This window comes from Pseudomonas sp. Irchel s3f19 (assembly GCF_900187555.1).
GTDB lineage: Bacteria > Pseudomonadota > Gammaproteobacteria > Pseudomonadales > Pseudomonadaceae > Aquipseudomonas > Aquipseudomonas capeferrum.
The window spans coordinates 205043-230986 of record NZ_FYDW01000008.1 but is presented as its reverse complement, the minus strand read 5'-3'; the positions used below and the strand labels follow the sequence as shown (position 1 = coordinate 230986).

14 protein-coding genes are annotated in these 25944 nt (G+C 65.0%); 11 read left to right on the top strand and 3 right to left on the bottom strand.

Annotated elements, in window-relative coordinates; genetic code table 11:
* The 4 genes from CKW22_RS19300 to CKW22_RS19285 form a co-directional block, all read left to right on the top strand.
* A partial coding sequence (locus CKW22_RS19300) for an AMP-binding protein (RefSeq protein WP_143500763.1) occupies window positions 1-1112 on the top strand: 1112 nt, incomplete at its 5' end.
* Window positions 1109-12430, top strand: coding sequence for a non-ribosomal peptide synthetase (locus tag CKW22_RS19295; protein ID WP_095064791.1), 11322 nt, complete (start codon window positions 1109-1111; stop codon window positions 12428-12430). The genes CKW22_RS19300 and CKW22_RS19295, both read left to right, overlap by 4 nt.
* Window positions 12431-12493: 63 nt before the next feature.
* The gene (macA, locus tag CKW22_RS19290; RefSeq protein ID WP_033697701.1) at window positions 12494-13651 is read left to right on the top strand and encodes a macrolide transporter subunit MacA; all 1158 of its coding nucleotides are present in this window, start codon (window positions 12494-12496) and stop codon (window positions 13649-13651) included.
* Window positions 13652-13653: 2 nt separating this feature from the next.
* Window positions 13654-15657: a MacB family efflux pump subunit gene (locus CKW22_RS19285; RefSeq protein WP_095064789.1), complete on the top strand. Its 2004-nt coding sequence runs from the start codon at window positions 13654-13656 to the stop codon at window positions 15655-15657.
* Window positions 15658-15835: 178 nt separating this feature from the next.
* Here CKW22_RS19285 and CKW22_RS19280 read toward each other — a convergent pair whose 3' ends face one another.
* Window positions 15836-16480 carry a helix-turn-helix transcriptional regulator gene (locus CKW22_RS19280; RefSeq protein ID WP_095064787.1) on the bottom strand — a complete coding sequence of 215 codons (645 nt, stop codon included), beginning with the start codon at window positions 16478-16480 and terminating at the stop codon, window positions 15836-15838.
* 219 nt (window positions 16481-16699) lie between these two features.
* Here CKW22_RS19280 and hisN point away from each other — a divergent pair, with 219 nt between their 5' ends.
* Window positions 16700-17491, top strand: coding sequence for a histidinol-phosphatase (gene hisN / locus CKW22_RS19275; protein ID WP_033697704.1), 792 nt, complete (start codon window positions 16700-16702; stop codon window positions 17489-17491).
* Window positions 17492-17639: 148 nt separating this feature from the next.
* A complete protein-coding gene (locus CKW22_RS19270; protein ID WP_033697706.1) occupies window positions 17640-18371 on the top strand; it encodes a hypothetical protein in 732 nt (243 codons plus the stop codon).
* Window positions 18372-18382: 11 nt separating this feature from the next.
* Here CKW22_RS19270 and CKW22_RS19265 read toward each other — a convergent pair whose 3' ends face one another.
* Together CKW22_RS19265 and CKW22_RS19260 are read right to left on the bottom strand one after the other, a co-directional pair.
* Entirely contained in the window at window positions 18383-19267 is an 885-nt protein-coding gene (locus tag CKW22_RS19265; RefSeq protein WP_095064785.1) for an alpha/beta hydrolase, read from the bottom strand.
* Window positions 19268-19351: 84 nt separating this feature from the next.
* Window positions 19352-20314, bottom strand: coding sequence for a LysR family transcriptional regulator (locus tag CKW22_RS19260; RefSeq protein ID WP_047583596.1), 963 nt, complete (start codon window positions 20312-20314; stop codon window positions 19352-19354).
* Window positions 20315-20669: 355 nt separating this feature from the next.
* Here CKW22_RS19260 and CKW22_RS19255 point away from each other — a divergent pair, with 355 nt between their 5' ends.
* From CKW22_RS19255 to CKW22_RS19235, 5 genes are all read left to right on the top strand, one after another.
* Window positions 20670-21548 carry a glycine betaine/L-proline ABC transporter ATP-binding protein gene (locus tag CKW22_RS19255; protein ID WP_271910504.1) on the top strand — a complete coding sequence of 293 codons (879 nt, stop codon included), beginning with the start codon at window positions 20670-20672 and terminating at the stop codon, window positions 21546-21548.
* A gap of 19 nt (window positions 21549-21567) precedes the next feature.
* A complete protein-coding gene (proW, locus tag CKW22_RS19250) occupies window positions 21568-22521 on the top strand; it encodes a glycine betaine/L-proline ABC transporter permease ProW (RefSeq protein ID WP_095064783.1) in 954 nt (317 codons plus the stop codon).
* Between the two features lie 58 nt (window positions 22522-22579).
* Window positions 22580-23608, top strand: a complete 1029-nt coding sequence (proX, locus tag CKW22_RS19245; RefSeq protein WP_033697712.1) for a glycine betaine/L-proline ABC transporter substrate-binding protein ProX — start codon at window positions 22580-22582, stop codon at window positions 23606-23608.
* 79 nt (window positions 23609-23687) lie between these two features.
* Window positions 23688-24734, top strand: coding sequence for a GlxA family transcriptional regulator (locus tag CKW22_RS19240; RefSeq protein ID WP_033697714.1), 1047 nt, complete (start codon window positions 23688-23690; stop codon window positions 24732-24734).
* A gap of 237 nt (window positions 24735-24971) precedes the next feature.
* Entirely contained in the window at window positions 24972-25928 is a 957-nt protein-coding gene (locus CKW22_RS19235) for an AraC family transcriptional regulator (RefSeq protein ID WP_033697715.1), read from the top strand.
* Window positions 25929-25944: the final 16 nt, after the last annotated feature.

Genomic DNA, 25944 nt, shown 5'->3' with positions numbered 1-25944 from the left:
AAACCGGCGCACGCCTGGTCATGGCTCGCCCCGGTGGCCATCGTGACCCTGAGTACCTGCGCCAAGTGATCCGCAGCGAAGGCGTCACCACCTTGCACTTCGTGCCATCGATGCTGGATGTGTTCCTTGCTCATGGCGACCCTTCGGCAGATGCCCTCAAACGCGTGCTGTGCAGCGGTGAAGCCCTGCCGGGCAGCCTAGTACGGCGCTTCCACGCGCAGTTGCCAACGGTCGAGCTGCATAACCTGTACGGGCCGACCGAAGCGGCAGTGGACGTCAGCGCCTGGCATTGTGTGACAGCGCCAGACAACACCCCAATCGGCAAGCCCATCGCCAACACCACGCTGTACGTGCTCGATACGCTGGGCCAGCCGCTACCGCAAGGCGTCGCTGGCGAGCTGTTCATCGGCGGCGTGCAAGTCGCCCGTGGCTACCTCAACCGCGCCGAACTGACCGCCGAACGCTTCATCGACGACCCGTTCAGCACTCGCCCCGGCGCACGCCTGTACCGCACCGGCGACCTGGCGCGGCACCTGAGCGATGGCAATATCGAGTACCTGGGCCGCAACGACGACCAGGTGAAAATCCATGGCTTGCGCATCGAGCTGGGTGAAATCCAGGCCGGCCTGACCGCCATCGAGGGTGTGAAGGAAGCGGTTGTAATCGCCCGCGACCAGCGTCTGGTGGCGTACTACACCGGCGAGCAGCAGGCCGTGGAAGCCCTGCGCAGTGCACTGCTGGCTCATCTGCCAGCGTTCATGGTGCCCGCGCTGTTCATGCACTTGGAGGCCCTGCCGCTAAGCCCCAACGGCAAGCTCGACCGCAAGGCCTTGCCGCTGCCGGACGCCGAAGCCCTGCAACACCGCGAATACCAAGCCCCCGAAGGCGACACCGAGACCCTGCTGGCCACGATCTGGGCCGAACTGCTGGGCGTGGAGCGGGTAGGTCGCCACGACAATTTCTTCGAACTGGGCGGCCACTCACTGCTGGCAGTGACCCTGACCTCCCGCCTGCGCGACCAAGGCCTGGAAGCCGATGTGCGCGCCCTGTTCGACCAACCGACATTGGCAGGCTACGCAGCCATCACAGACAGAATGGAGATCGTCCTGTGAGCATCAACCAACTACTGGCAACACTGACGGCCAAAAACGTGCAGCTGGCGCTGAAGGACGGCCAGCTGGCCGTCCAGGGCAACCGCCAGGCCTTGACCGACGCCACACTGGTGGCGCAACTGCGCGAGCACAAGCCGGCGCTGGTGGCGATGATCGAGCGCGGCGAGTACGTGGCCGTGAGACAGGGCGCGGTGCAGGTGCCGGCAAACCTGATCGCGCCTGGCTGCACACGCATCACCCCGCAAATGCTCAACCTGATCGACCTCGACCAGGACACCCTCGATGGCATCGTTGCCTGCATCCCCGGCGGCGCGGCCAATGTGCAGGACATCTACCCGCTGGCACCCTTGCAGCAGGGCATGTTGTTCCACCATGCCAGCGCCACCGACAGCGACCCTTACGTGATGCAGGCGCGTTTCGTGTTCGCCAGCGAAGCACGCCTGCAGGCGTTCGCCGAGGCCCTGCGTGGGGTGATCGCCCGCCACGATATCCTGCGCACTTCGGTACACTGGGAAGGGCTGGAAACACCGGTACAGGTGGTGTGGCGCCGTGCCGACCTGCAAGTGGCGACACTGCCCGCCAGCGACCCCCAGCGCGGCATGCTCGACTTGACCCAGGCGCCGCTGATCCGCCTGCTGCGTGAGGCCCCAGAGGCCGATGGCGCATTGAGTGCCACCCTGCAGTTTCATCACATCGCCATGGACCACAGTGCCCTGGAGGTGGTGCGCCACGAACTGATCGCGTTTCTGGCGGGCGAGGGCGAGCGCCTGGGCACGCCGGTGCCGTTTCGCAACTACGTGGCGCAGGCCGTGCTGGGGATCAGCGAGGCCGAGCACGAGGCGTTCTTCCGCGACATGCTGGAGGGCATTGATGAATCGACTCTGGCGTATGGCATCCAGGATGTGCAAGGCGTTGGCGAAGTGCACAACGAGCACTCGCTCGACCTGCCGCTCGCCCTGTGCCAGCAACTGCGCACCCTGGCGCGCAGCCTGGGGGTGAGCGTCGCCAGCGTGTTCCACCTGGCCTGGGGGCGTGTGCTGGGGGGGCTGACCGGCCGTGAGCAGGTGGTGTTCGGCACGGTACTGATGGGGCGCCTGCAAGGGGCCGAAGCCACTGACCGGACGTTGGGGATTTTCATCAACACCCTGCCAGTACGTGTGGACCTGGGCAGCGAGGACCTGGCAACGGCCATTCGCGCCACCCACCAGCGGCTGAGTGCATTGATGCGCCACGAACACGCGCCTCTGGCGCTGGCCCAGCGTTGCAGCGGTGTGGCAGCGCCGGCGCCGCTGTTCAATGCCTTGCTCAACTACCGTCACAGCGCGGTGGACACTGCCCAGCCTCGCCGCGCAGCCCTGGCGGGCATCGACATCGTCGAGTCCGCCGAGGCCACCAACTACCCGTTGACCCTGAGCGTCGATGACCTGGGCGAGGGCTTTCGCCTGACCTTGCTGGCCAGTGCCGAGGTCCCGGCGCAGCGCGTCTGCGGCTATTTGCAGCAGGTCCTTGAAGGCCTGTTGCAGGCCCCTCAGGCAGCGGTCACGGCGCTTGCCATGCTGCCTGACAGCGAGCGCCAGGAACTGCTGGAAACGTTCAACGATTACCCGGCCAGCTACGAACGGCAGCTGGCGCTGCACCAGCGCATCGCACAACTGGCCGAGCAGTACCCTGACCACGTTGCCGCCACCTGCGCCGGCGCGTGCCTGACTTACGCCGCGCTCAACCGCCAGGCCAATGCCCTTGCGCAGCACCTGATCAGCCTGGGGGTGCGGCCCGATGACCGTGTCGCCGTGGTCGCCCGGCGCAGCCTGGAGACGCTGGTTGGCTTGTTGGCTGTGCTCAAGGCAGGGGCGGGCTACGTGCCGGTAGACCCGGCCCACCCGGATGAGCGCGTGCACTACCTGCTCAGCGACAGCGGCCCGGTGGTGGTACTGACGCAACAGGCATTGCAGGCGCGCCTGGGGCCCGTCGAGGTGCCGGTGCTGCTGCTGGACCAGCCGGGCTGGCCCGCCTGCGACTGCAACCCCCTTGTGCCCGGCCTGGATGCAAGCAACCTGGCCTATGTGATCTACACCTCGGGCTCGACCGGTCAGCCCAAGGGGGTGATGGTCGAGCACCGCACTGTCAACAACCTGGTCGACTGGCATTGCCGCGCCTTTGACCTGTGCCCTGGCCGGCACACGTCGAGCCTGGCCGGCTTTGGTTTCGATGCCATGGCCTGGGAAGTCTGGCCGGCGTTGTGTGCCGGGGCCACGTTGCACCTGGCGCCAGCATCCCAGGGCAACGAAGACCTCGACGCCATGCTCGCCTGGTGGCAGGCACAGCCGCTGGACGTCAGTTTCCTGCCCACGCCGGTCGCCGAATACGCCTTCAATCACCAGCTCGAACACCCGACTTTGCGCACTCTGTTGATCGGCGGCGACCGCCTGCGCCAGTTCAACCGCACCCAGCGCTTTGCCGTGGTCAACAATTACGGCCCCACTGAAACCACCGTGGTGGCCAGCTCTGGCGTGTTGGAGCCCGGCGCGGCGCTGCACATCGGCCGGCCGGTCGACAACGCGCGCCTGTATGTCCTCGACGCCCATCAGCAACCTGTCGCGCTGGGCGTGCCAGGGGAGCTTTACATTGGCGGTGCCGGGGTCGCCCGGGGCTACCTGAACCGCCCGGCATTGACCGCCGAGCGCTTCCTTGACGACCCCTTCGTCGCCACGGCCGGCGGGCGTATGTACCGCACGGGCGACCTGGTGCGCTGGTTGCCCGACGGCACCCTGGACTACCTGGGGCGCAACGACGACCAGGTCAAGATCCGCGGCGTACGCATCGAACTGGGCGAAATCGAAAGCCGCCTGAGCGCCTTGGCCGGCATCGATGAGGCGGTGGTGCTGGCCCGCGAGGACCAGCCCGGCCAGCCACGGCTGGTGGCTTACTTCACCGCCCTGGCCGACGTCAAGCCGCTCACCCCCGAAGGCCTGCGTGCCCAGTTGCAGGCGCACTTGCCCGAATACATGGTGCCGGTGGCGTTCGTCGCGCTGCAGGCGTTGCCGCTGACTGCCAATGGCAAACTCGACCGCCGGGCATTGCCGCAGCCTGACCGCTCGGCATTGTTCGAGCAGGGTTACGAGGCCCCCGAGGGCGAGCTGGAGCAGGCCCTGGCGCACGTGTGGGCCGAGCTGCTGCAGGTCGAACGCGTCGGCCGTCGCGACCATTTCTTCAGCCTTGGCGGCCATTCCTTGCTGGCCATGCGCATGGTCTCCCAAGTGCGCATGCGCCTGGGCGTCGAGCTGAGCCTGAGCGAACTGTTCGCCAACCCGGAGCTGGCTGCGGTGGCCGACGTGCTGGCCAAGGCCGTGCGCAGCGAGCTGCCGGCGATATGCCCGGTGCCGCGCGATGCGCCGCTGCCAATGTCGTTTGCCCAGCAGCGGTTGTGGTTTCTGGCGCAGATGGACGGCGGCAACCAGGCTTACAACGTGCCGATGGCCCTGGGCCTGCGCGGGCCACTGGACGCGGATGCCCTCGAGACTGCATTGCTGCGGATCATCGAGCGCCACGAAACCTTGCGCAGCCGCTTCGTGCCGCGTGATGCCAGTGCCGAGGTGGTGTTTGCCGCCACAGCGGGTGGCGAGTGGTTCCAGCGCGAAGACATTGGTGCCGATGCCCTGCCAGCCCGCTTGCATGAAGCGGCCAGTGCGCCGTTCGACCTGGCCCACGGGCCGTTGCTGCGGGCGTGTCTGCTGCGCCTGGGCGCCGAGCATCATGTGCTGGCCTTGACCGTGCACCACATCGTCGCCGACGGCTGGTCGCTGGGTGTGCTCACCCACGAGTTGAGCGCGCTGTACACCGCCATCTGCCAAGGCAGGGATGAACCACTGCCGGCGTTGGCCATTCAGTATGGCGATTACGCCGTTTGGCAGCGCCGCTGGCTATCCGGCGCCCAGTTGCAGCGCCAGGCCGATTACTGGCGCCAGGCCCTGGACGGCGCGCCCAGCCTGCTCAAGCTACCCAGCGACCGCCCACGCCCCGAGCGCCAGGACTTTGCCGGGGCAAGCCTGCCACTGCAGCTGGAGCCACGCCTGGCGGCGGGCCTGCGCACCCTGGCCCAGCGTCATGGGGTGACGCTGTACATGGCCGTGCTCAGCGCCTGGGCTGGCGTGCTGTCGCGGTTGTCCGGCCAAGCTGAGGTGGTGATCGGTTGCCCTGTAGCGGGCCGCGGCCGAGCCGAGCTGGAGCCCTTGGTGGGCTTGTTCGTCAATACCCTGGCCGTGCGCATCGACACTGCAACAGCACCGACAGCGCACGCCCTGCTAGAGCAGGTGCGCGCGCGTGTACTGGACGCCCAGGCGCACCAGGACTTGCCGTTCGAACAGGTGGTGGAAATCGTTCGCCCGCTGCGCAGCCTGGGCCATACACCGTTGTTCCAGGCCACCCTGAACTGGCAGGCCACCGTGGGTGCCGCCTTGCAGTTGCCGGGCCTGCAACTGGAAGCCGTGGCCCAGGCTGGCCAGGTGGCCAAGTTCGACCTGACGCTGAACCTTGGCGAGCATGGCGACAACTTGCGTGGCAGCCTCGACTACGCCACTTCGCTGTTCGACGAAGCCACCGTGCGGCGCTATGTGGGCTACTTCGAGACGTTGATGTGGGCCATGATCGATAACGATCAACAGCCACTGGCGCAGGTGCAGCTGGTTGGCGAAGCAGAACGCCAGGCCTTGCTGAATGGCTTCAATGCCACCCAGCGCGACTACCCCCGCGAATGTGCGGTGCAGCGCCTGTTCGAACAGCGCGTGGCCCGCCACCCGCTGGCACTGGCGGCGGTGCATGGCGACCAGTCCGTGGACTACGCCACGCTTAACGAACGCGCCAACCGCCTGGCGCATTACCTGATGGGCACCGGTGTGGCGCCGGGCGCCTGCGTTGCGGTGTTGTTGCCGCGCTCGTTGCAACTGCTGGTGGCGCAACTGGCAGTGCTCAAGTGTGGTGCGGTCTATGTACCGTTGGACATCCATGCCCCCGCCGATCGCCAGGCGTTCATGGTCGAGGACTGCCAGGCCGCCGCAGTGCTGACGCTTGCCGCTACGCCAGTCGATCTTGCGGTGCGGCGTGTGAACCTCGACCAACTGTCACTCGACGACCAGCCCGGCCACAACCCTGGGCTGGCCCAGGACGCTGGGAGCACGGCCTATGTGATGTACACCTCCGGCACCACCGGCAAACCCAAGGGCGTTTGCGTCACGCACCGGGGCATCGCGCGGCTGGTGCTGAACGACAGCTTTGCCGAATTGACGGCGGGCGACCGTATCGCCTTCGCCTCCAACCCGGCATTCGATGCCAGCACCCTGGAGGTCTGGGGCGCACTGCTCAACGGCGGGCAGGTGCGGGTGATCGATCACCACACGCTGGTCGATCCGCAGCGTTTCGCGGCGGCGCTGGTGGACCAAGGCATCACCGTACTGTTCCTGACCACGGCGCTGTTCAACCAGTACGTGCAACTGATCCCCGAGGCCTTGGCGCTGCTGCGCGTGTTGATCAGCGGCGGTGAGCGTGCAGAGCCCGCAGCCTTCCGTACGCTGCTGCAGAAGGCGCCTGGGTTGCGCCTGGTCAATGGCTACGGGCCGACCGAAACCACCACCTTCGCGGTCACTTTCGAAGTGCATGAACTGGCGCCGAACGCGCCTCAGGTGCCGATTGGCCGGCCTATCGGCAACACCCAGGTGTATGTGCTGGACGCCTGGCAGCAACCCGTGCCGCAGGGGGTGGTCGGTGAGCTGTACATCGGCGGTGACGGTGTGGCCCTGGGCTACCTGAATCGCCCGGAGCTCACGGCGCAGCGTTTCATCGATGACCCGTTCAGCCAGCAACCCGGTGCCAGGCTGTACCGCACCGGCGACCTGGTGCGCTGGCAGCCTGACGGCCAATTGGAGTGCCTGGGGCGCAATGACGACCAGGTCAAGATCCGCGGCTACCGGATCGAGCTGGGTGAAATCGAGCAGCAGTTGGCCTTGGCACCGGGGGTTGGCGAGGTGGTGGTGATGGCCGTGCCTGGCGAACAGGGGCCGCTGCGGCTGGTGGCCTGGTTCACCCGGCTCGAGGCAGCGCTGCAGGCCACAGAGCTGCGCGCGTTCCTGCGTGGCCGCTTGCCGGAATACATGGTGCCGAGCGCCTTTGTCGCGCTGCCACGGATGCCGCTGAACAACAACGGCAAGGTCGATCGCCAGGCCTTGCCGGCACCGGGGCCCCAGGACCTTGCGCTGACGGCTTACGAGGCGCCGGAAGGCGAGCGCGAGCAGGCGTTGGCCACGCTGTGGGGCGAACTGCTGCAACTGCAGAGCGTCGGGCGCCAGGACCGCTTCTTCGAACTGGGGGGCCATTCGTTGCTGGCGATGCGCATGGTGGCCCAGGTTCGCCAACGCCTGGGCCTTGAGCTGGCCCTGGGTGATCTGTTCGCCGATGACAGCCTGGCGGCGGTTGCGGCGCGCCTTGCCCATGACGGCAATGCGTTGCCGGCTATCCAGCCGGGCCCACGCCAGGGTGCCTTGCCGCTGTCGTTCGCCCAGCAGCGGCTGTGGTTTTTGGCGCAGATGGAGGAGGCCAGTGCGGCCTATCACATTCCGCTGGCCCTGCGCTTGCAGGGCCGCCTGGACTGCGCGGCGCTGGAGCGGGCCTTGCGGCGCCTGGTCGAGCGCCATGAGAGTTTGCGCAGCCATTTTGTGAAGCGGGACGGCGAGCCGCAGGTGGTACTGGCCAGCGGCAGCGATGGCTTCCAGCTTGGTTGGGAAATCTGCAATGGGCTGGATGAGCTAGCGCTGGCGGCGCTGATTCGCGAGGAGGCCGGCCGACCCTTCGCCCTGGCCAGGGACTTGCCGGTGCGGGCGCGCATGCTGCAGCTCGCCCCGGACCACCATGTGCTGTTGCTGACCTTGCATCATCTGGTGGCCGACGGCTGGTCGCTGGCCGTGTTGGTACGCGAGTTGGGGGCGCTGTACCAGGCTTTCGGCAGCGGTGGCGACGACCCGTTGCCAGCCTTGCCTGTGCAGTACATCGACTATGCCCTGTGGCAGCGGCGCTGGCTGAGCGGCGATGCGCTGCGCCAGCAGGCCGATTACTGGGTCGGCCAGTTGGCCGGGGCACCGGCGCTGATCAGCCTGCCCTGGGACCACCCACGGCCCGAGCGCCAGCAGTATGCCGGTGGCAGCGTCGCGGTGTGCCTGGAGCCGCGCTTGAGCCGCGACCTGAAAGCGCTGTGCCGGCGCCATGGTGTGACGCCTTACATGCTGTTCATGGCGGCCTGGGCGGTGCTGTTGAGCCGGCTTGCCGGCCAGGACGAAGTGGTGATCGGCTCGCCCGTGGCCAACCGCAGGCAAGCCGAAGTGGATGGCCTGGTCGGCATGTTCGTGAACGCCATGGCGTTGCGCGTGCAGACTTCGGATGCACCGGATGTCGCCACGTTGCTGGCCAGGGTCAAGGCCGTGGTGCTGGCCGGGCAGGCGCACCAGGACCTGCCGTTCGAGCAGGTGGTCGAGCTGCTGCGCCCACGCCGCAGCCTGGCGCATACGCCGCTCTACCAGGCCACCCTGGACTGGGAGGCCAGCCCGGAGCGGCAGGCGCTGCAGTTGGCGGACCTGGCGGTGAGCGCAGTGGGTGGGCCGGCATGCATTGCCAAGTTCGACCTGAGCCTGAGCCTGGGCGAGGCTGGCGAAGGCTTTGCCGGCGGTATCGTCTACGCGACAGCCCTGTTCGAGCGGGCCACCATCGAGCGTTATGCGGGGTATTTCGAACAGTTACTGTGGACCTTCGTTGAAAGTGATCGGGCCATCCCTGCCCATACCGGGTTGCCCGATGCCGATGAGCGCAAGCGGTTGCTGCAGGGCTTCAACGATACTGCGGTGGCTTACGACCTTGAGCAGACCCTGCATGGGCTGATTGAAGCGCAGGTCGTGCGCACACCGGATGCGGTTGCAGTGCGGGCTGAAGAAGGTTCGCTCAGCTACCGCGAGTTGAATGAACAGGCCAACCGCCTAGCGCATCACCTGATCGCGTTGGGCGTGAAGCCTGATGATCGGGTGGCGATCTGCGTCGAACGTGGGCTGTCGATGGTGGTTGGCCTGTTGGCCATCCTCAAGGCGGGCGGCGCCTATGTGCCGGTGGACCCGGATTACCCGACCGAACGCGTGCGCCACATGCTGAGCGACAGCGCGCCAGTGGCGGTGCTGGTGCACAGCGCTACGCGCCACGTACCGGAGGCGGTCCGGCTTATTGATCTGGACCAGCCAACCTGGAACGCGCAGCCTTCCAGCAACCCGGTAGTTCCTACGTTGACCCCACGTCATCTGGCCTATGTGATCTACACCTCTGGCTCCACCGGCTTGCCGAAGGGTGTGATGAACGAGCACGCCGGTGTGGTCAACCGCCTGCTGTGGATGCAGGACGCCTACAACCTCGGCGCAGACGATGTGGTCTTGCAAAAGACCCCATTCAGCTTCGACGTGTCGGTGTGGGAGTTCCTCTGGCCGCTGCAAACCGGCGCACGCCTGGTCATGGCTCGCCCCGGTGGCCATCGTGACCCTGAGTACCTGCGTCAGGTGATCCGCAGCGAAGGCGTCACCACCTTGCACTTCGTGCCATCGATGCTGGATGTGTTCCTTGCTCATGGCGACGCTTCGGCAGATGCCCTCAAGCGCGTGCTGTGCAGCGGTGAAGCCTTGCCGGGCAGCCTGGTACGGCGTTTCCACGCGCAGTTGCCAACGGTCGAGCTGCATAACCTGTATGGCCCGACAGAAGCGGCGGTGGACGTCAGCGCCTGGCATTGCATGACGGCGCCGGACAACACCCCAATCGGCAAGCCCATCGCCAACACCACGCTGTACGTGCTCGATACGCTGGGCCAGCCGGTACCGCAAGGCGTCGCTGGCGAGCTGTTCATCGGCGGCGTGCAAGTCGCCCGTGGCTACCTCAACCGCGCCGAACTGACCGCCGAACGCTTCATCGACGACCCGTTCAGCACTCGCCCCGGCGCACGCCTGTACCGCACCGGCGACCTGGCGCGGCACCTGAGCGATGGTAATATCGAGTACCTGGGCCGCAACGATGATCAGGTGAAGATCCATGGCCTGCGCATCGAGCTGGGTGAAATCCAGGCCGGCCTGACGCGGATAGAGGGGATCAAGGAAGCCGTGGTGATCGCCCGCGAACAGCAGCTGCTCGCGTACTACACGGGCCAATTCCATCCGGTGGAGGCGCTGCGCTCGTCGTTGCTCGGGCACCTGCCGACGTTCATGGTGCCCGCGCTGTTCATGCACCTGGAGGCGCTGCCGCTAAGCCCCAACGGCAAGCTCGACCGCAAGGCCTTGCCGCTGCCAGACGCCGAAGCCCTGCAACACCGCGAATACCAAGCCCCCGAAGGCGACACCGAAACCCTGTTGGCCGCGATCTGGGCCGAACTGCTGGGCGTGGAGCGGGTAGGGCGCCACGACAACTTCTTCGAACTCGGCGGCCATTCCCTGGCCGCGATCCGGCTGGTCGACAAGATCACCAAGGCGGGTTTGCAAGTGGCCATCAACGATGTGTTCCAGCAGCCCAGCGTCGCCTTGCTGGCGGCGCGGCTGGGCAACCGGGATGCCGCGCCGCGTGGTGTGATCACGGTGCGGGCCAGCGGTACGCAGACGCCGCTGTTCCTGGTTCACGAATTCACCGGCCTGGACTTCTACTTCCCGGTGCTGGCCCAGCACCTGCCCGGTGACTTCGCTATCTACGGACTGCCCGGCGTACCGGGTGACCGCCCACAACCGCGCACCCTGGAGTGCCTGGCCCGCTACCACATCGAGCAGATGCGCAGCGTACAGGCGCAGGGGCCTTACCGCCTGGCCGGCTGGTCGTTCGGTGGGGTACTGGCCTTCGAGATCGCCAACCAGTTGCTGGGTGCGGACGAGCCAGTCGAGTTCCTGGGCTTGATCGACACTTATGTGCCGCGCCTGGCCGACCAGGGCAAGGCGCGCTGGGAGGGGCCGCGTGCACTGGAGCGGCAGTTGCTGGCCAACTGCAGCCTGTTCTGGCGCACGCAGGGCCCGGCAGGCGCCGACAAGCTGGCGCGGTTGCAGCACCTGGAAGCCGGGGAGACGGATTTTACCGCCCTGGTGGCCAGTTGCCGCGAACATCAGCTGCTGTATGGGCTGTGGGCGAGCATGACGGATGCGCAACTGCAGCACTACTTCACCCGCGAACTGGCGCACGGCCGAGCATTGGCGCATTACCGCCCTGCGCCGCTGAGTGTACCGGTGCACCTGCTGCGCGCCGAGCAGGGCAGCGACAGCCTGTCGGCCCTGGGCTGGGGCGAGACGCTGCCGACTCAGGCGCTGATCGCCCTGGGCGTGCCGGGCGACCACCGCAGCGTGATGCAGGCGCCCCATGTGGCGGCGCTGGGGCAGGTGCTCGGGCAGGCGTTGGGCGCGGTGCCTAACGCCGAGGTGGCGGCTTATCAGCCGTTGGTAGCGATCCAGACCGGTCAGGCTGGGCACGCGCCGGTGTTCTGCGTGCCGGGGGCCGGCGACAGCGTCACCAGCTTCATTGGCCTGGCCGAAGCGCTGGGGCCGGACTGGCCGCTGTATGGCTTGCAGGCCCGCGGGCTGGATGGCTGCTCGGTGCCGCACAGCACGGTGGAAGCCGCCGCCGATTGCCATGTGCTGGCGATCGAGGCGCTGTACCCGCAGGGGCCGTTGAACCTGGTCGGGCATTCGTTCGGGGGGTGGGTGGCACATGCCATCGCCGCCAGGTTGCAAGCCAAGGGGCGGCAGGTGCGCTCATTGACGCTGATCGACAGCGAGGCCCCGGGCGAGGGTGGCACCTGTGGCCAGCCCTACACCTTCGGCGAAGCGTTGCAGCGGCTGATCGACGCGCTGCAGCTTTCCACTGGCAAAGCGCTGGGCATCGACCCAGGTGCATTTGCCGACGCCAGCGACGATCAACAGTTGAGCCAACTGCACGCGGCCATGGTCCGGGTCGGCTTGATGCCGGCACGGTCGCAGCCCGCTGCGCTGCACGGCACCGTGCGCACCTTCGCCACGGCATTGCGCACGGCCTACCGGCCAACGCTGGCCTACAGCGGCGCGGTCGGGCTGGTATTGGTGGACGACCCGGGCCTGGATGCCTTGGGCAATGCGCGCGAGCATGCCGCCATGCAGGCCGGCTGGCAGCAACTGATGCCGAAGCTGGCGCTGTGGCAGGGGCCGGGTGACCACTTCAGCATCCTCAAGGTGCCGGACGTGTTCAGCCTGGCAGCCTGGTGGCACGACGGGCAGGCGCTGCAGCACGGCAAGGTTACCCCGTAATGATCGGCCTCCCCGACCCCGCTGGGGTCGGGTTATGCGAATCCCGAGAGAAAGTGAGTGTTCATGGAAAAGTCCAGATTCCGCAAATTCGGCCTCGGCATCGCCGTGGCCCTGGTGGCCGGCATCACGCTGTATGCCATCCAGGCCCCGGCCAAGCCGCCGCAGTACATCACCGCCACGGTCGAGCGTGGCGATATCGAGAACGCCGTGCTGGCCACCGGCACGTTGGAGGGCATCAAGCAGGTGGACGTCGGTGCCCAGGTTTCGGGCCAGCTGAGGTCGCTGAAGGTCAAGCTGGGCGACAAGGTCAGCGAGGGCCAGTGGCTGGCCGAGATCGACCCGCTGGTGCTGCGCAACACCTTGCGCCAGGCCGAAGTCGACGAGGACAAGCTGCAGGCCGAACGGCGTTCGACCCTGGCCCAGCTCAAGCAGGCCCGGCGGGTGTATGAGCGTTATCGCGAACTGCAGGCCGACGAGTCGGTGTCGCGCCAGGACTTCGAGAATGCCGAGTCGGAGTACGAAGTGCAGCAGGCCGCCGTGCGCTCGCTCGATGCGCAGATCCAAAGTGCCCGGGTCGAAATCGACACCGCCAAGGTCAACCTGGGTTACACCCGCATCAATGCGCCGATCAACGGCCATGTGGTGGGCATCGTCACCCAGGAAGGGCAGACCGTGATCGCCAACCAGCTGGCCCCGGTGCTGCTCAAGCTGGCCGACCTCGACACCATGACCGTGAAGGCGCAGGTGTCGGAAGCTGACGTGATCCACATCAGCCCCGGCCAGCAGGTGTACTTCACTATCCTGGGCGAAGACAAACGCTACTACGCCAAGCTGCGCGGCACCGAGCCTGCCCCGCAGAACTACGCGCAAAGCGCCGACAACAGCGATGGCAGCGCCGCCAAACCCAATGGTGCGGTGTTCTACAACGCGTTGTTCGAAGTGCCGAACCCCGAGCATCGCCTGCGCATCTCGATGACGGCCCAGGTGCATATCGTCCTCGACACCGCCCAAGGGGTGCTGACCGTGCCGGTGGCAGCGCTGGGCGCACGCAATGGCGACGGCAGCTTCCCGGTGCGGGTGCTCGATGCCAAGGGCTTTGCCCAGGTGCGCAACGTGCAAGCGGGGATCAACAACAACGTCAAGGTACAGGTGAAGGACGGCCTGGCCGAAGGTGATCGGGTGGTGATTGGTGATCCGGTGTCCGGCGAAGCAGGGGCGTGAGCATGAACATGAATGTCGAGCTGAGCGCGCCCCTGGCCGTGGCCAACGGCAACGGCGAACCGTTATTGCGCCTGCAGGGCGTCAGCCGCAGCTTCCTGGCGGGCGACCGCGAGTTCCTGGCACTCAAGGGCATCGACCTGCAGATTCACAGTGGCGAGCTGGTGGCGATCATCGGCGCATCAGGCTCGGGCAAGTCGACCTTGATGAACATCCTCGGCTGCCTGGACAACGCCAGCAGCGGCAGCTACCAGGTTGGCGGGCAGGAGACCCGCACGCTGGGCGATGACGCCCTGGCAGCGCTGCGCCGCGACCACTTCGGTTTCATCTTCCAGCGCTACCACCTGCTGCCGCACCTGGATGCCCTGCACAACGTCGAGATCCCTGCGGTGTATGCCGGCACCCCACAAGCGCAGCGCCACGCGCGGGCACGTGAGTTGCTCACGCGTCTGGGCCTTGTAGGGCACCTGGGGCACCGCCCCAGCCAGCTTTCCGGGGGGCAGCAGCAGCGGGTAAGTATCTGCCGGGCGCTGATGAACGGCGGCCAGGTGATCCTCGCCGATGAGCCGACCGGTGCGCTGGACACTGCCAGTGGCAAAGAGGTGATGAACATCCTGCTGGAGCTGCACGCGGTCGGGCACACGGTAATCCTGGTAACCCACGACCCCAAGGTCGCCGCCCATGCCGAACGGATCATCGAGGTCAGCGACGGGCAGATTGTCAGCGACCGGCGCACTGGCACGGCAGCCGTGCCCACCCCGGCCGCGGAGCCGCCACGGGCCGCCGAACCTGCCCGGCGCCTGGTGGCCAGCCTGGGGATGTTCCGCGAGGCCTTCAAGATGGCCTGGATCGCCTTGATCTCGCACCGCATGCGCACCTTGCTGACCATGCTCGGGATCGTCATCGGTATCACTTCGGTGGTGTCCATCTCGGCCATCGGCGAGGGCGCCAAGGGCTATGTGCTCAAGGACATCCAGGCGATCGGCAGTAACACCATCGATATTTATTCGGGCAGCAACTTCGGTGATAGCCGGGCCAAGACCATCGAGACCCTGGTGCCGGCCGACGTGACCGCGCTCAACGCGCTGTACTACGTTGACAGTGCCACCCCGGTGATCGGCCAGAGCACCTTGGTGCGCTACCGCAACCTGGACGTCGACGTGCAGCTCAATGGCGTCAGCGAACACTACTTCCAGGTGCGCAACATACCCCTGGCTGCAGGCATCGTGTTCAGTGCCGACGACGCCCGGCGCCAGGCCCAGGTGGTGGTGATCGACCACAACACCCGCAAGCGGCTGTTCGGCCCCCATGTCGACCCGCTCGGACAGGTGATCCTGGTAGGCAACCTGCCGTGCACGGTGATCGGCGTCACGGCCGAGAACAAGAACCTGTTCGTCGCCAGCAACCAGCTGAACATCTGGGTGCCCTACGAGACCGCCGCTGGCCGCGTACTCGGCCAGCGCCATCTGGACAGCATCAGCGTGCGCATCAAGGACGGCGTGCCGAGCAAGCGGGTGGAGGAGGAGGTGACCAAACTGATGCTGCAACGGCACGGCACCAAGGACTTCTTTACCAACAACCTCGACAGCATCATGCAGACGGTGCAGAAGACCAGCCGCTCGCTGACCTTGCTGCTGTCGCTGATTGCCGTGATCTCGCTGGTGGTCGGTGGTATCGGGGTGATGAACATCATGCTGGTGTCGGTGACCGAACGCACCCGGGAAATCGGTATTCGCATGGCGGTGGGGGCGCGGCAGTCGGATATCCGCCAGCAGTTTCTGGTAGAGGCGGTGATGGTCTGCCTGTTTGGCGGGGTGGTTGGCATTGGTTTGTCGTACGGGATCGGCTATCTGTTCGAGTTGTTCGTCAAACAGTGGGAGATGGTGTTCTCGCCGGCCTCGATCGTGATGGCGTTTGCCTGTTCGACCTTGATTGGCGTGTTGTTCGGGTTTGTGCCGGCACGTAATGCTGCGCGGCTTGATCCGATCGAGGCGTTGGCGCGGGATTGAGTTTTGCCTTGTCCGGCCTCTTCGCGGGGCAAGCCCGCTCCCACAGAGACTGCACTCCTACAGAGACTGCACTCCTACAGAGACTGCACTCCTACAGAGACTGCACTCCTACAGAGACTGTGCTTACTCTGTGGGAGCGGGCTTGCCCCGCGAAGAGGCCGTGACAGGCAACACATGATCAATCGGCGGTATACATCCAGCGCATCAACGAATGCCGCCCGCTGATCCCCAGCTTGATCGCCGCCCGGCGCAAATAGCTCTCGACGGTATTCACCTTCAAGGCCAACCGCTCGGCCTGCTCCGGGGCGGTAAGCCCGGCCAGCAGGCCAAGGCACACCTGGCACTCACGTTCTGACAACTTCAGCCCCGATTGCCCCAGGCGGTCGGTAAAGCGCTGCTCCAGGCTCTCCTGAGGGGGGCGCTCTGGGGCGGGTTGCAAGGCATTGATGTGTTTCTCCAGCATCGGCAACAGCAGCGGCGAGATATCGTCCAGGCGGTTGCGTTCGAAGGCCGAAAACCCGTAGGTCGAGTCGGCGCGCAGGACATGGATCTCATAGCGCGAATCGCCTTTGCGGCGGATCATGTGCAAGCGCGAAGGGTCGCTGAAATCCCTGGCCGGCGGCTCGTCCGAGGAAAACACCGTCTCGTCGATCAGGGTGGCGTGGCTGTTATAGCCGGCCGGTGCCATTGGCAACAGGCGTATGTGCGTGGCATCGATGGTCAGGTGGGCCTGGATCAGGTCGTGCAGCATGCGCGGGAACTGGCGGCTGCCGGTGCTGGCAATCACTTTGCCAATTTGCGGGTAGAGCAGGTGCGAATTCATCGTGTCATCCATGAGGTTCGGTGGTGCAAATCCCCGTCTGCCTGCTGGCCCGCATCCTGGGCCGCATTCGGGAGGTGATGGGTATCCTAGTACAACGATTGGGTGACGGTTAAATGAAGTGGCGATAATGTCATAATAGTGGCCATGGTGCTGGGCGGCTGGTGCGGCGCGGCTTGTCGGGTATGATGCTGGCCCCACTATCTTCAAGAGGCCTGCCCCATGTCCCTGAGTGCTGAACAGATCGTCGAATACCGCGCCTTTGCCGAGCAGCTGGCTGATGCCGCCGCGCTGGCGATCAAGCCGTATTTTCGCGCCAGCCTGGACGTCGAGGACAAGGGCGGGCGCTTGTACGACCCGGTGACGGTGGCCGACAAGGCGGCCGAAGACGCCATGCGCGAACTGATCCAGGCCCGCTACCCCGAACACGGCATTCTGGGTGAAGAGCAGGGCGTGGCGGTGGGGACCAGCCCGCTGACCTGGGTGCTCGACCCGATCGACGGCACCCGCGCCTTCATCACCGGCTTGCCGCTGTGGGGCACGTTGATTGCCCTGAACGACGGTGTACGCCCGGTCGTAGGCGTGATGAACCAGCCCTTCACCGGCGAACGCTTCGTCGGCACCCCGCAAGGTGCCTGGAGCAGCGGCACCCCGCTGAAGACCCGCGCCTGCGCCGACCTGGCCTCGGCCACGCTGATGTGCACCACGCCGGACATGTTCGACACCGCCGAACGCAAGGCGGCCTTCGAGGCGGTTGCCGGCAAGGCCAGGCTGATGCGTTATGGTGGTGACTGCTATGCGTACTGCATGCTGGCTTCGGGCTTTGTCGATGTAATCGTCGAAGCCAGCCTGCAGCCGTATGACGTGCAGGCATTGATGCCGATCATCGAAGGGGCGGGCGGGCTGATCACGGCTTGGGACGGCAGCTCGGCGCAGCATGGCGGCTGTGTGGTGGCGTGTGGTGACCCGGTACTGCACGCGCAGATGGTGGAGATGCTGCGCCACGCCCTGTAAGTGCTGTGTTGTCGATGGCGGCCTCTTCGCGGGGCAAGTCCTGATACCCAGTTACCGCAACCATCGCACTTTTTCCGGTTTGTGCGCTCTATGCTTGGCCAGGCCGCGCTGATCCCCGGTGCGGCCGCCGAATATCGACCCGGTGCCGATGGTTGCAAGCCCTTTCAAAACCCTCCCCGGCCTGCTGCTGGCAGGCGCCTTGACCTGCCTGTGTGCCTGCACCCAGGAGCAGGGCCGTGACATCGTCAGCCAGTTTGGCAACGGCAAGCCCAGCGAGCTGTTCCAGACCAGTGTCGACCGCCTGGCGACGCTGTCCATGCGCGACAACCTGCAAAGCCTGTACCTGCTGATGAACAAGCTGTACCTGCGCAACCCGAACCAGTGGAAGATGTCCGGCTACGTCGATGCCGCCACGGCTGAGCGGCAGATTCGCATCGCCATCGAGCAGCGCCAACCCTTGGCGCAGTTGGGCAATCGGCGCGACCTTGCGGCCCTGAGTTACGCCCTGAGCCCGGAGTTTCGTGGCGATCGGGTCGGTGCGTTCATCTACGCCATCGGCAGCATGTTGATCACCGCCCATGGCGGGCGCTCCGAGTTCTACATGACCGACACCATCGACCCGCTGTTCGTCAACAACGCGGCGCGCAATATCGAGAAGGCCACCTGGATGCTCAGCCAGCGCCAGGATGCCAATGGCGTGCTGTTGCTGTTCTCCAACGAGATTTCAGAGGAGGGCAGCAACCTGAGTTTCGCCGTTGAGTTCGGCAAGATCGTCGCGCGCCTGGATTTGCTCGCAGAGCTGCTGGATGAGCGCTATCGGCGGATCGGGCTCAACTATGCGCAAAGCCTGTTGCTGATGAATTTTTTGCCGGTGCAGTGAATGCCCTGCCTTCACAACAACGCCTGAATCGCCCGCCGATACCGTTGCCCTGCCAGGCTCATGCTGTTGTTGTGGGTAGCCCCCGGCACCAGCAACAAGGTCTTCGGCTCTTGCGCTGCGTTGAACAGCTGTCGGCTGAACCGCGAGGGTACAAAGCGATCGTCCAGCCCGTGCACCAGCAGCAACGGCAGGCCTACGTCCTTGATCTTGTCCAGCGAATCGAATTTTTGCGACATCAGCCAACGCACGGGCAGGGTGGTATCGGCAACAGCCGCAGCGACGTCGCCCAGGGAGGTGAAGGTGGATTCGAGTATCAAACCCCGGGCGGGGGGCGGGCTGCCGTCCTTGTGTGCTTGCCGTGCAAGCGCCGTGGCCAGCTCGACCGCGACCGCGCCCCCCAGGGAGTGGCCGAAGATCAACCGCTTGTTGGCATCAGGTTGCAGCTGGGCGAAGCGTGCCCAGGCGATCTGCGCATCTTCGTACACCGTCGCCTCGGAGGGCAGGCCGCCACGGCTCTGGCCAAAGCCGCGGTAATCCACGGCCAGCACCGAATAGCCCATGGCATGCAACTGCTCGATGCGGAACAATTGCCCGGTAAGGTTCCAGCGCACGCCGTGCAGGTAAAGGATTGCAGGCGCATCGGCGCGTTTAGCCGGCCACCACCAGGCGTGCAGGCTCTGGTTTTCGGTGAAGCTGTGCGGGCGCAGGTCAAGTTCCTGCACCCCGCTGGGCAGGCCGCGGAACCAGCTGGCCTGGCCCGGCTCGATGCGGAACACCAGCTCGCGCTCTTTGTGTTGCAGAACGGCGCAGCCGGTGGGGAGGCCGATGACCAGCAGGGTGGCGCACAGCCAGGTGAGCCAACGGCGGCGCAGGTGGGTAAGGAAGAAGGTAGGCATGGCGCGGTTGTACCAGATGCATGGGGTTGGATGTCGGGAAAAACGCCGAGCGGTAGCTGCGCCCTTGCGCGACGCAAGGCCGCTCTACAACAGCGGCTGGAACGCTGACAGCAGCCAATCGCGCAGGCGTCGGCAGCTGGGCTCATGTTCCTTGTCTTCGTTGAAGGCCAGGAAGTGGAAGGTGTCCTTGAGCTCCAATTGCTGCGCCACCGGCCGCACCAGCAACCCTTGGGCAACGAGCGGGGCCACCAGATGGTGCCAGCCCAACGCCACGCCCTGGCTGCCCAAGGCAAGCTGCACCAGCAGGTTGTAGTCATTGGCATTGAAGAAATGCGGCGCCGTGCTGGAGCGGCTTTTCAGGTCGACATCATGGAACGCCAACCAAACGTTCCAGTCCACGTGTTCGGCCACCTGCGAGCGGCCATAAGGGCTGAGGTTGAGCAGCGAGCCGTCGCGAATGCCTTCCAGGGTGGCCAGCTGCGGGTGCTGGGCCAGGTAGTGCGGGCTGCACACCGGGTAGATCAGGTCATGGTTGAGCGGGTGGCAGCTATAGCCCGCCTGGATCTTGCCCAGCTTGGTGATGTAGATGTCCGGCCGCACTCCCGGCTCCATCGACAAAAAGTTCTGGGTGGTCACCAGGTTGATGTCGATATCCGGGTTCTCGTCGAAGAACTTCGGCATCCGTGGCCCCAGCCACAAGGCGGCAAACGCCGGTGAGCAGCACAGGGTGACCACGTGCTTGGTGTTGGTATTGCTGCGGATTCGCTCGGCCGCCTGGGAGATGTTGACGAACGATAACTGCACCGCATCGAAGAAGATCGACCCGGCCACGGTCAGCTCCACCGCGCGGCCGACCCGGGTGAACAGTTCGGCACCCAGGTAGGTCTCCAGCTCGCGGATCTGCCGGCTTACCGCCGCCTGGGTCACGCACAGCGCTTCCGCGGCACGGGTGAAGTTCTGGTATTTGGCGGCCGCGACGAACACTTTGACCGCGCGCAGCGAAGGCATCTTGAGCAGGGTCTGATCGGGTTCGGAGTGTCTGACCATGGTGCTGGGGTGGGGTCCTTCGTCTAGCCAAGGCCCTCACTCTAGCCTTTGCGCACCCTGCGGTAAATGCACAAGCGCTCTGCCACCGGGGCTGCCGCCCAATTGATAACTTCAGGTAATGGTTAGCGCCCTGCAAATGTCGTTGGACCCGCTCTGGAGCTAGGCATAACGTGAAATACCGGCGCGACATTGAGACATCGATGTCGAATAACTTTTTGAAGCAGGACTTTCTGCGTGCCGGTTTTGACTCACGTTCGATTTTGAACGGACTGCCAAGCGTACTCGCACTGATCTACCCGCCTTATTGAAAGTGCGAAGTTGATAGATTGGTTATAAGCATAATAAAGAGGGTCGTATGAGCCATGCCGATGAGATTCTTTCGGTAAACAACATCTTCAAAGTGTTCGGCCCCAACCCGAACATGGCCATGGAGATGCTCCGCAAGGGCGCCGACAAGAACGAAATCTTCAGCAAGACCGGCCACGTCGTCGGCGTGTTCGATGCAAGCTTTTCCGTCAAGCGTGGCGAAATCTTCGTCATCATGGGCCTGTCAGGCTCGGGCAAGTCGACCATGGTGCGGCTGTTCAACCGCCTGATCGAACCCACCTCTGGCAGCATCCACCTCAACGGCCGTGAAATCACCGGGCTGTCCGATAAAGCCTTGCTTGATGTGCGCCGCAAGGAAATGGGCATGGTGTTCCAGTCCTTTGCCCTGATGCCGCACATGAGCGTGCTGCAGAACACGGCCTTTGGCCTGGAAATCGCCGGCGTCGGCGAAGCCGAGCGCCACAGCCGTGCTCGCGAAGCGCTGAGCCAGGTTGGCCTGGCCGGCCACGAGCACAGCTACCCGCACCAGCTTTCCGGTGGTATGCAACAACGGGTGGGGCTGGCCCGGGCGCTGGCCAACGACCCGACCATCCTGCTGATGGACGAAGCGTTCTCGGCCCTCGACCCGTTGATCCGCAGCGAGATGCAGGGCGAACTGATGCGCCTGCAGGCCGAACAGCAGCGCACCATCATCTTCATTTCCCACGACATTGAGGAGGCTATCCGCATTGGCCACCGCATCGCGATCATGGAGGGCGGACGGGTGGTGCAGATCGGCACGCCGCAAGCGCTGATCAACCAGCCGGCCAACGACTATGTGCGCGCGTTCTTCAAGACCTTCAATAGCCGCTGCCAGTGCGCCAGCCTGGCAAACAGCGCGCCGTTGCAGTCCCTGAGCCGCCACTGAACCTACGCGAGGTTGTCCCATGTCCGAATTCAGCCTGCTCGACCCGTTCCAGGCGGCCACCATCCCCCTGGGTGACTGGGTCACCGCCACCCTCAACTTCCTTGTGCACAACTTCCGCGAGGTGTTCCGCGCCATTCGCTGGCCGATCGACCAGGTGCTCAATGGCATCGAGTTCACCCTGCAGAGCATTCCACCCACCATTGGCATCCTGCTGTCGTCGTTGCTCGGCTGGCAGCTGGCCGGCAAGCGCATGGCGCTGCTGTGCTTTGTCACCCTGACCCTGCTCGGTTTGATTGGCGTCTGGTCGGAGTCGATGACCACCCTGGCACTGGTGCTCACCTCGGTGTTCTTCTGCGCGGTGATCGGTATTCCGCTGGGCATCGTCTGCGCCCGCAGCAACCGCCTGGAAAGTATCATTCGCCCGCTGCTCGATGCCATGCAGACGCTGCCGGCGTTCGTCTACCTGGTGCCGGTAGTGATGCTGTTCGGCATCGGCAACGTGCCGGGCGTGCTGGTGACCATCGTGTTTGCCCTGCCGCCGCTGGTGCGCCTGACCAACCTGGGCATCCGCCAGGTGCCGGAAGACAAGATCGAAGCCGCCCGCGCCTTTGGCTGCACGCCGCAGCAGATGCTGACCCGGGTGCAGCTGCCGCTGGCCACCTCGACCATCATGGCCGGGCTCAACCAGACCCTGATGCTGTCGCTGTCGATGGTGGTCATCGCCTCGATGATCTCGGTCGGCGGCCTGGGCCAGATGGTGCTGCGCGGCATCGGCCGGCTGGACATGGGCCTGGCCACGGTCGGTGGCGTCGGGCTGGTGCTGCTGGCGATCTTCCTCGACCGCCTGACCCAGGCCATGGGCGCGCGCAGCAGCGCCGACCCGAGCCTGCGCTGGTACCACACCGGGCCGGTGGGCGTGGTGCTGCGCCTGAGCGGTGCAGGGCAAGCTGCAGGGCGGCGCAAGACCGCCTGATACAACCCCATTTCGAACTGCCGCACACGCTATAAAAACCACAAGAAGGTACGCGACGATGTTGGAATCCATGTTTTCCCGCAGCATCCTGCAAGGCGCCAGTGCCTTGGCTCTGATCATCGCCTCGCTGTGCGCCAACGCTTCGGCCGACCAGCCGGGCGAAGGCGTGAAGGTGACGCCGATCTTCCCCTCCATTGCCGAGGAGCGCTTCCGTGGCGAGGTGGCCATGGAGGGCCTGCGCGAACTGGGCTACAAGGTCCAGGAACCCAAGGAAACCGAATACGGCGTGATGATGGTGGCGCTGGCCAACGGCGATGCCGACTTCACCGTGCACCTGTGGGACAAGCTGCACGACAAGTTCTACCAGCAGGCCGGTGGCAATGACGTGATGGTCAAGGCCGGCGACATCATGCCAGGCGTGCTGCAGGGCTACCTGATCGACAAGAAGACCGCTGAGCAGTACCACATCAAGTCCATCACCGACCTTAAAAAGCCAGAGATCGCCAAGTTGTTCGACACCGACGGCGATGGCAAGGCCAACCTCACCGGCTGCAACCCCGGCTGGGGCTGCGAGCTGGTCATCGCCCACCACATGAAGGCCTACGACCTGGGCGATAGCGTGCACGTGGACCAGGGTTCGTACTTCGCGCTGATGGCCGACACCATCACCCGCTACAAGGAAGGCAAGCCGATCCTGTACTTCACCTGGGTGCCACAGTGGATTTCCACCGTGCTGGTCGAGGACAAGGATGTGGTCTGGCTGGAAGTGCCGAAGACCGATCTACCCGATGGCAACAACGCGGTCGACACGATGTACAAGGGCAAGAACCTGGGCTTTGCGGTCGACAAGGTCGAGGCTGTGATGAACAAGGAGTTTGCCGAAGAGAACCCGGCGGCCACCAAGTTCCTGTCACTGATGCAGATCACCACGGCTGACGAGAGCGCGCAGAACCTGAAGATGCAGCAGGGCGAGAAGAAGCCTGCCGACATCACCCGGCATGCCAAGGAGTGGGTGGCGGCGCACCGCCAGCAGTTCGATGAATGGCTGCAGGCGTCGCGCGCAGCGGCGACCCAGGCCAGCAAGTAACCTGGTCCATCGGTGTTGGCTTCATCGCGGGTTCACCTGCGATGAAGGGCACCGCGATTTTCGCAGTAGAGTTGAAACCATGAGCCATTTCGAAAGCACCCTCAAGAACGCCAACCTGGCCCACCTGGACGCGGCTGGCCGCAGCGCGCTGTCGATGCCGTGCCAACGCGTCGCCTTCGTGCTGCGCGAGCACTTCTCCATGATGGCCTTCACCGCCGCCATGGACACCTTGGTCACCGCCAACCTGATGAGCGCCACGCCACTGTTTCAGATCCAGGTGGTAGGGGATGGGGCGCAGGTCATGAGCGACCTGGGCATCGCCTTGCCGGTCAACACGCCACTGGCTGAGCTGGATGTGCTGGCCCTGGACAGCCTGTTGGTGTGCGGTGGGTTTCGGGTGCGCCTGGAAAGCGCGCCGCTGCTGCGCGCCAAGTTGCGCCAGGCCGACCTGCATGGCTGCCAGCTCGGCGGTTTGTGGAACGGCGCCTACTTCCTGGCCGAGGCGGGCCTGCTCAATGATCACGACTGCGCCTTCCACCCCGATGGCCGGGCGATGATGAGCGAGCTGTTCCCCAAGGTACGGGTCAGCCGCCAGGCCCATGTCCTGGACCGCCGGCGTTTGAGCTGCGCGGGCGCCAGCAGTGCCTTGGACATGATGCTGGCGTTGCTTGAACACAGCGGCGGCCCGCTATTGCGCCGGGCAGTGGAGCAGATGCTGGCGTGCGACCGCGCGCGGGTGATGAGTGATGCGCCGGCCAGCGCAGCGGAAATCGACCCGAGCCTGCCCAAGGGTGTACGTTTGGCCCTTGAGCTGATGCATGCCAATATCGAAGACCCGATCGGCATCGACGAAATCGCCGAGCATGCGGGGTTGTCGCGTCGTCATCTGGAGCGCTTGTTCCGCCGCCACGTGCAGGCGACACCGCCGCGCTATTACCTGGAGCTGCGCCTGACCCATGCACGCCAGCTGCTGCAACACACCAGCAAGTCACTGACCGAGGTGGCGGTGGCTAGTGGGTTTGTGAGTTTTCCGCATTTCTACCGGCGCTTTAGGGAGCTGTTCGCCATCGCCCCGCGCCAGTTCCGGGCGCGCAGCCAAGGCTGGGCGGTGCAGCAGAGCGCATAATAGTGTTCGGTAATCGAACATTAAGCATTGACGCCTTGTCCGCTATCCGCACGCCCATTCCAATCGTCGCATTGCCCAACCCCCGCCTTTTTGCTTAAGTGTGGCCATTCACCGGCTGTCGCCTGCCCCAATTCCCTGCGCCCAGCCCGATAGAATGACCGTGATCGACCGCAACCACTGGCCACAAGCCCGTAGGGAGCGGCGCCCAGAACAATAACGAAACCGAGTGCCTTGCCTATGGAAAGCCGCCTGCTGAGCGAGCGCAGTAGCGTGTTTCATCACGCCGACCCCTATGCTGTGTCCGACTATGTGAACCAGCACGTGGGCCAGCATTGCATCGGCTTGTCCCGCACCACCCATCCCCAGGCCAGCCTCAGCCACCGCAAGTTCGCCGAACTCGACCTGTGCCGCATCAGCTACGGCGGTAGCGTGCGCGTCACCTCGCCAGCGCTGGAAACCATCTACCACCTGCAGGTGCTGCTCAACGGCAACTGCCTGTGGCGCGGGCACCAGCGCGAGCATCACCTGGTGCCCGGCGAGCTGCTGCTGATCAACCCCGACGACCCGGTTGACCTGACCTACTCGGAAGACTGCGAGAAATTCATCCTCAAGGTGCCGACCCGGTTGCTCGATTCGATCTGTGACGAGCACCGCTGGCAGCGGCCTGATGGCGGCGTGCGGTTCTTGCGCAACCATTACCGGTTGGAGGAGCTGGACGGGTTCGTCAACTTGCTGGCCATGGTCTGCCATGAAGCCGAGGTGAATGAGCCGTTGCCCCGCGTGCAGGGGCACTACAGCCAGATTGTCGCGAGCAAACTGCTGACCTTGATGAGCACCAACATTCGGCGCGAAAGCCTGAATACGCCGGCGGCGAGCCTGGAGCGGATACTGGATTACATCGAGCGCAACCTGAAGCTTGAACTGTCAGCCGAGGTGCTCGCAGAGCAGGCCTGCATGAGCTTGCGGTCGCTGTATGCGCTGTTTGATCGGCACCTAGGTACCACGCCCAAACATTATGTGCGGCTGCGCAAGCTGGAGCGGGTGCATGCATGCCTGAGCGATGCCAGTTGCAGCGTGAGGAGTGTGACCGAGCTTGCCATGGACTATGGCTTCCTGCACTTGGGACGCTTTTCGGAAACCTACCGGCAGCGCTATGGGGTATTGCCCTCGGTAACGCTGCGCAACCGCGGTTGATGTGCACAAAGCGGAT

What these genes read in the sequence shown, in the direction of transcription:
- macA (WP_033697701.1), top strand. Translation starts at nt 12,494, where the DNA reads ATGGAAAAGTCCAGATTCCGCAAATTCGGCCTCGGCATCGCCGTGGCC.
- CKW22_RS19285 (WP_095064789.1), top strand. Translation starts at nt 13,654, where the DNA reads ATGAACATGAATGTCGAGCTGAGCGCGCCCCTGGCCGTGGCCAACGGC.
- CKW22_RS19280 (WP_095064787.1), bottom strand. Translation starts at nt 16,480, where the DNA reads ATGAATTCGCACCTGCTCTACCCGCAAATTGGCAAAGTGATTGCCAGC.
- hisN (WP_033697704.1), top strand. Translation starts at nt 16,700, where the DNA reads ATGTCCCTGAGTGCTGAACAGATCGTCGAATACCGCGCCTTTGCCGAG.
- CKW22_RS19270 (WP_033697706.1), top strand. Translation starts at nt 17,640, where the DNA reads ATGGTTGCAAGCCCTTTCAAAACCCTCCCCGGCCTGCTGCTGGCAGGC.
- CKW22_RS19265 (WP_095064785.1), bottom strand. Translation starts at nt 19,267, where the DNA reads ATGCCTACCTTCTTCCTTACCCACCTGCGCCGCCGTTGGCTCACCTGG.
- CKW22_RS19260 (WP_047583596.1), bottom strand. Translation starts at nt 20,314, where the DNA reads ATGGTCAGACACTCCGAACCCGATCAGACCCTGCTCAAGATGCCTTCG.
- CKW22_RS19255 (WP_271910504.1), top strand. Translation starts at nt 20,670, where the DNA reads ATGAGCCATGCCGATGAGATTCTTTCGGTAAACAACATCTTCAAAGTG.
- proW (WP_095064783.1), top strand. Translation starts at nt 21,568, where the DNA reads ATGTCCGAATTCAGCCTGCTCGACCCGTTCCAGGCGGCCACCATCCCC.
- proX (WP_033697712.1), top strand. Translation starts at nt 22,580, where the DNA reads ATGTTGGAATCCATGTTTTCCCGCAGCATCCTGCAAGGCGCCAGTGCC.
- CKW22_RS19240 (WP_033697714.1), top strand. Translation starts at nt 23,688, where the DNA reads ATGAGCCATTTCGAAAGCACCCTCAAGAACGCCAACCTGGCCCACCTG.
- CKW22_RS19235 (WP_033697715.1), top strand. Translation starts at nt 24,972, where the DNA reads ATGGAAAGCCGCCTGCTGAGCGAGCGCAGTAGCGTGTTTCATCACGCC.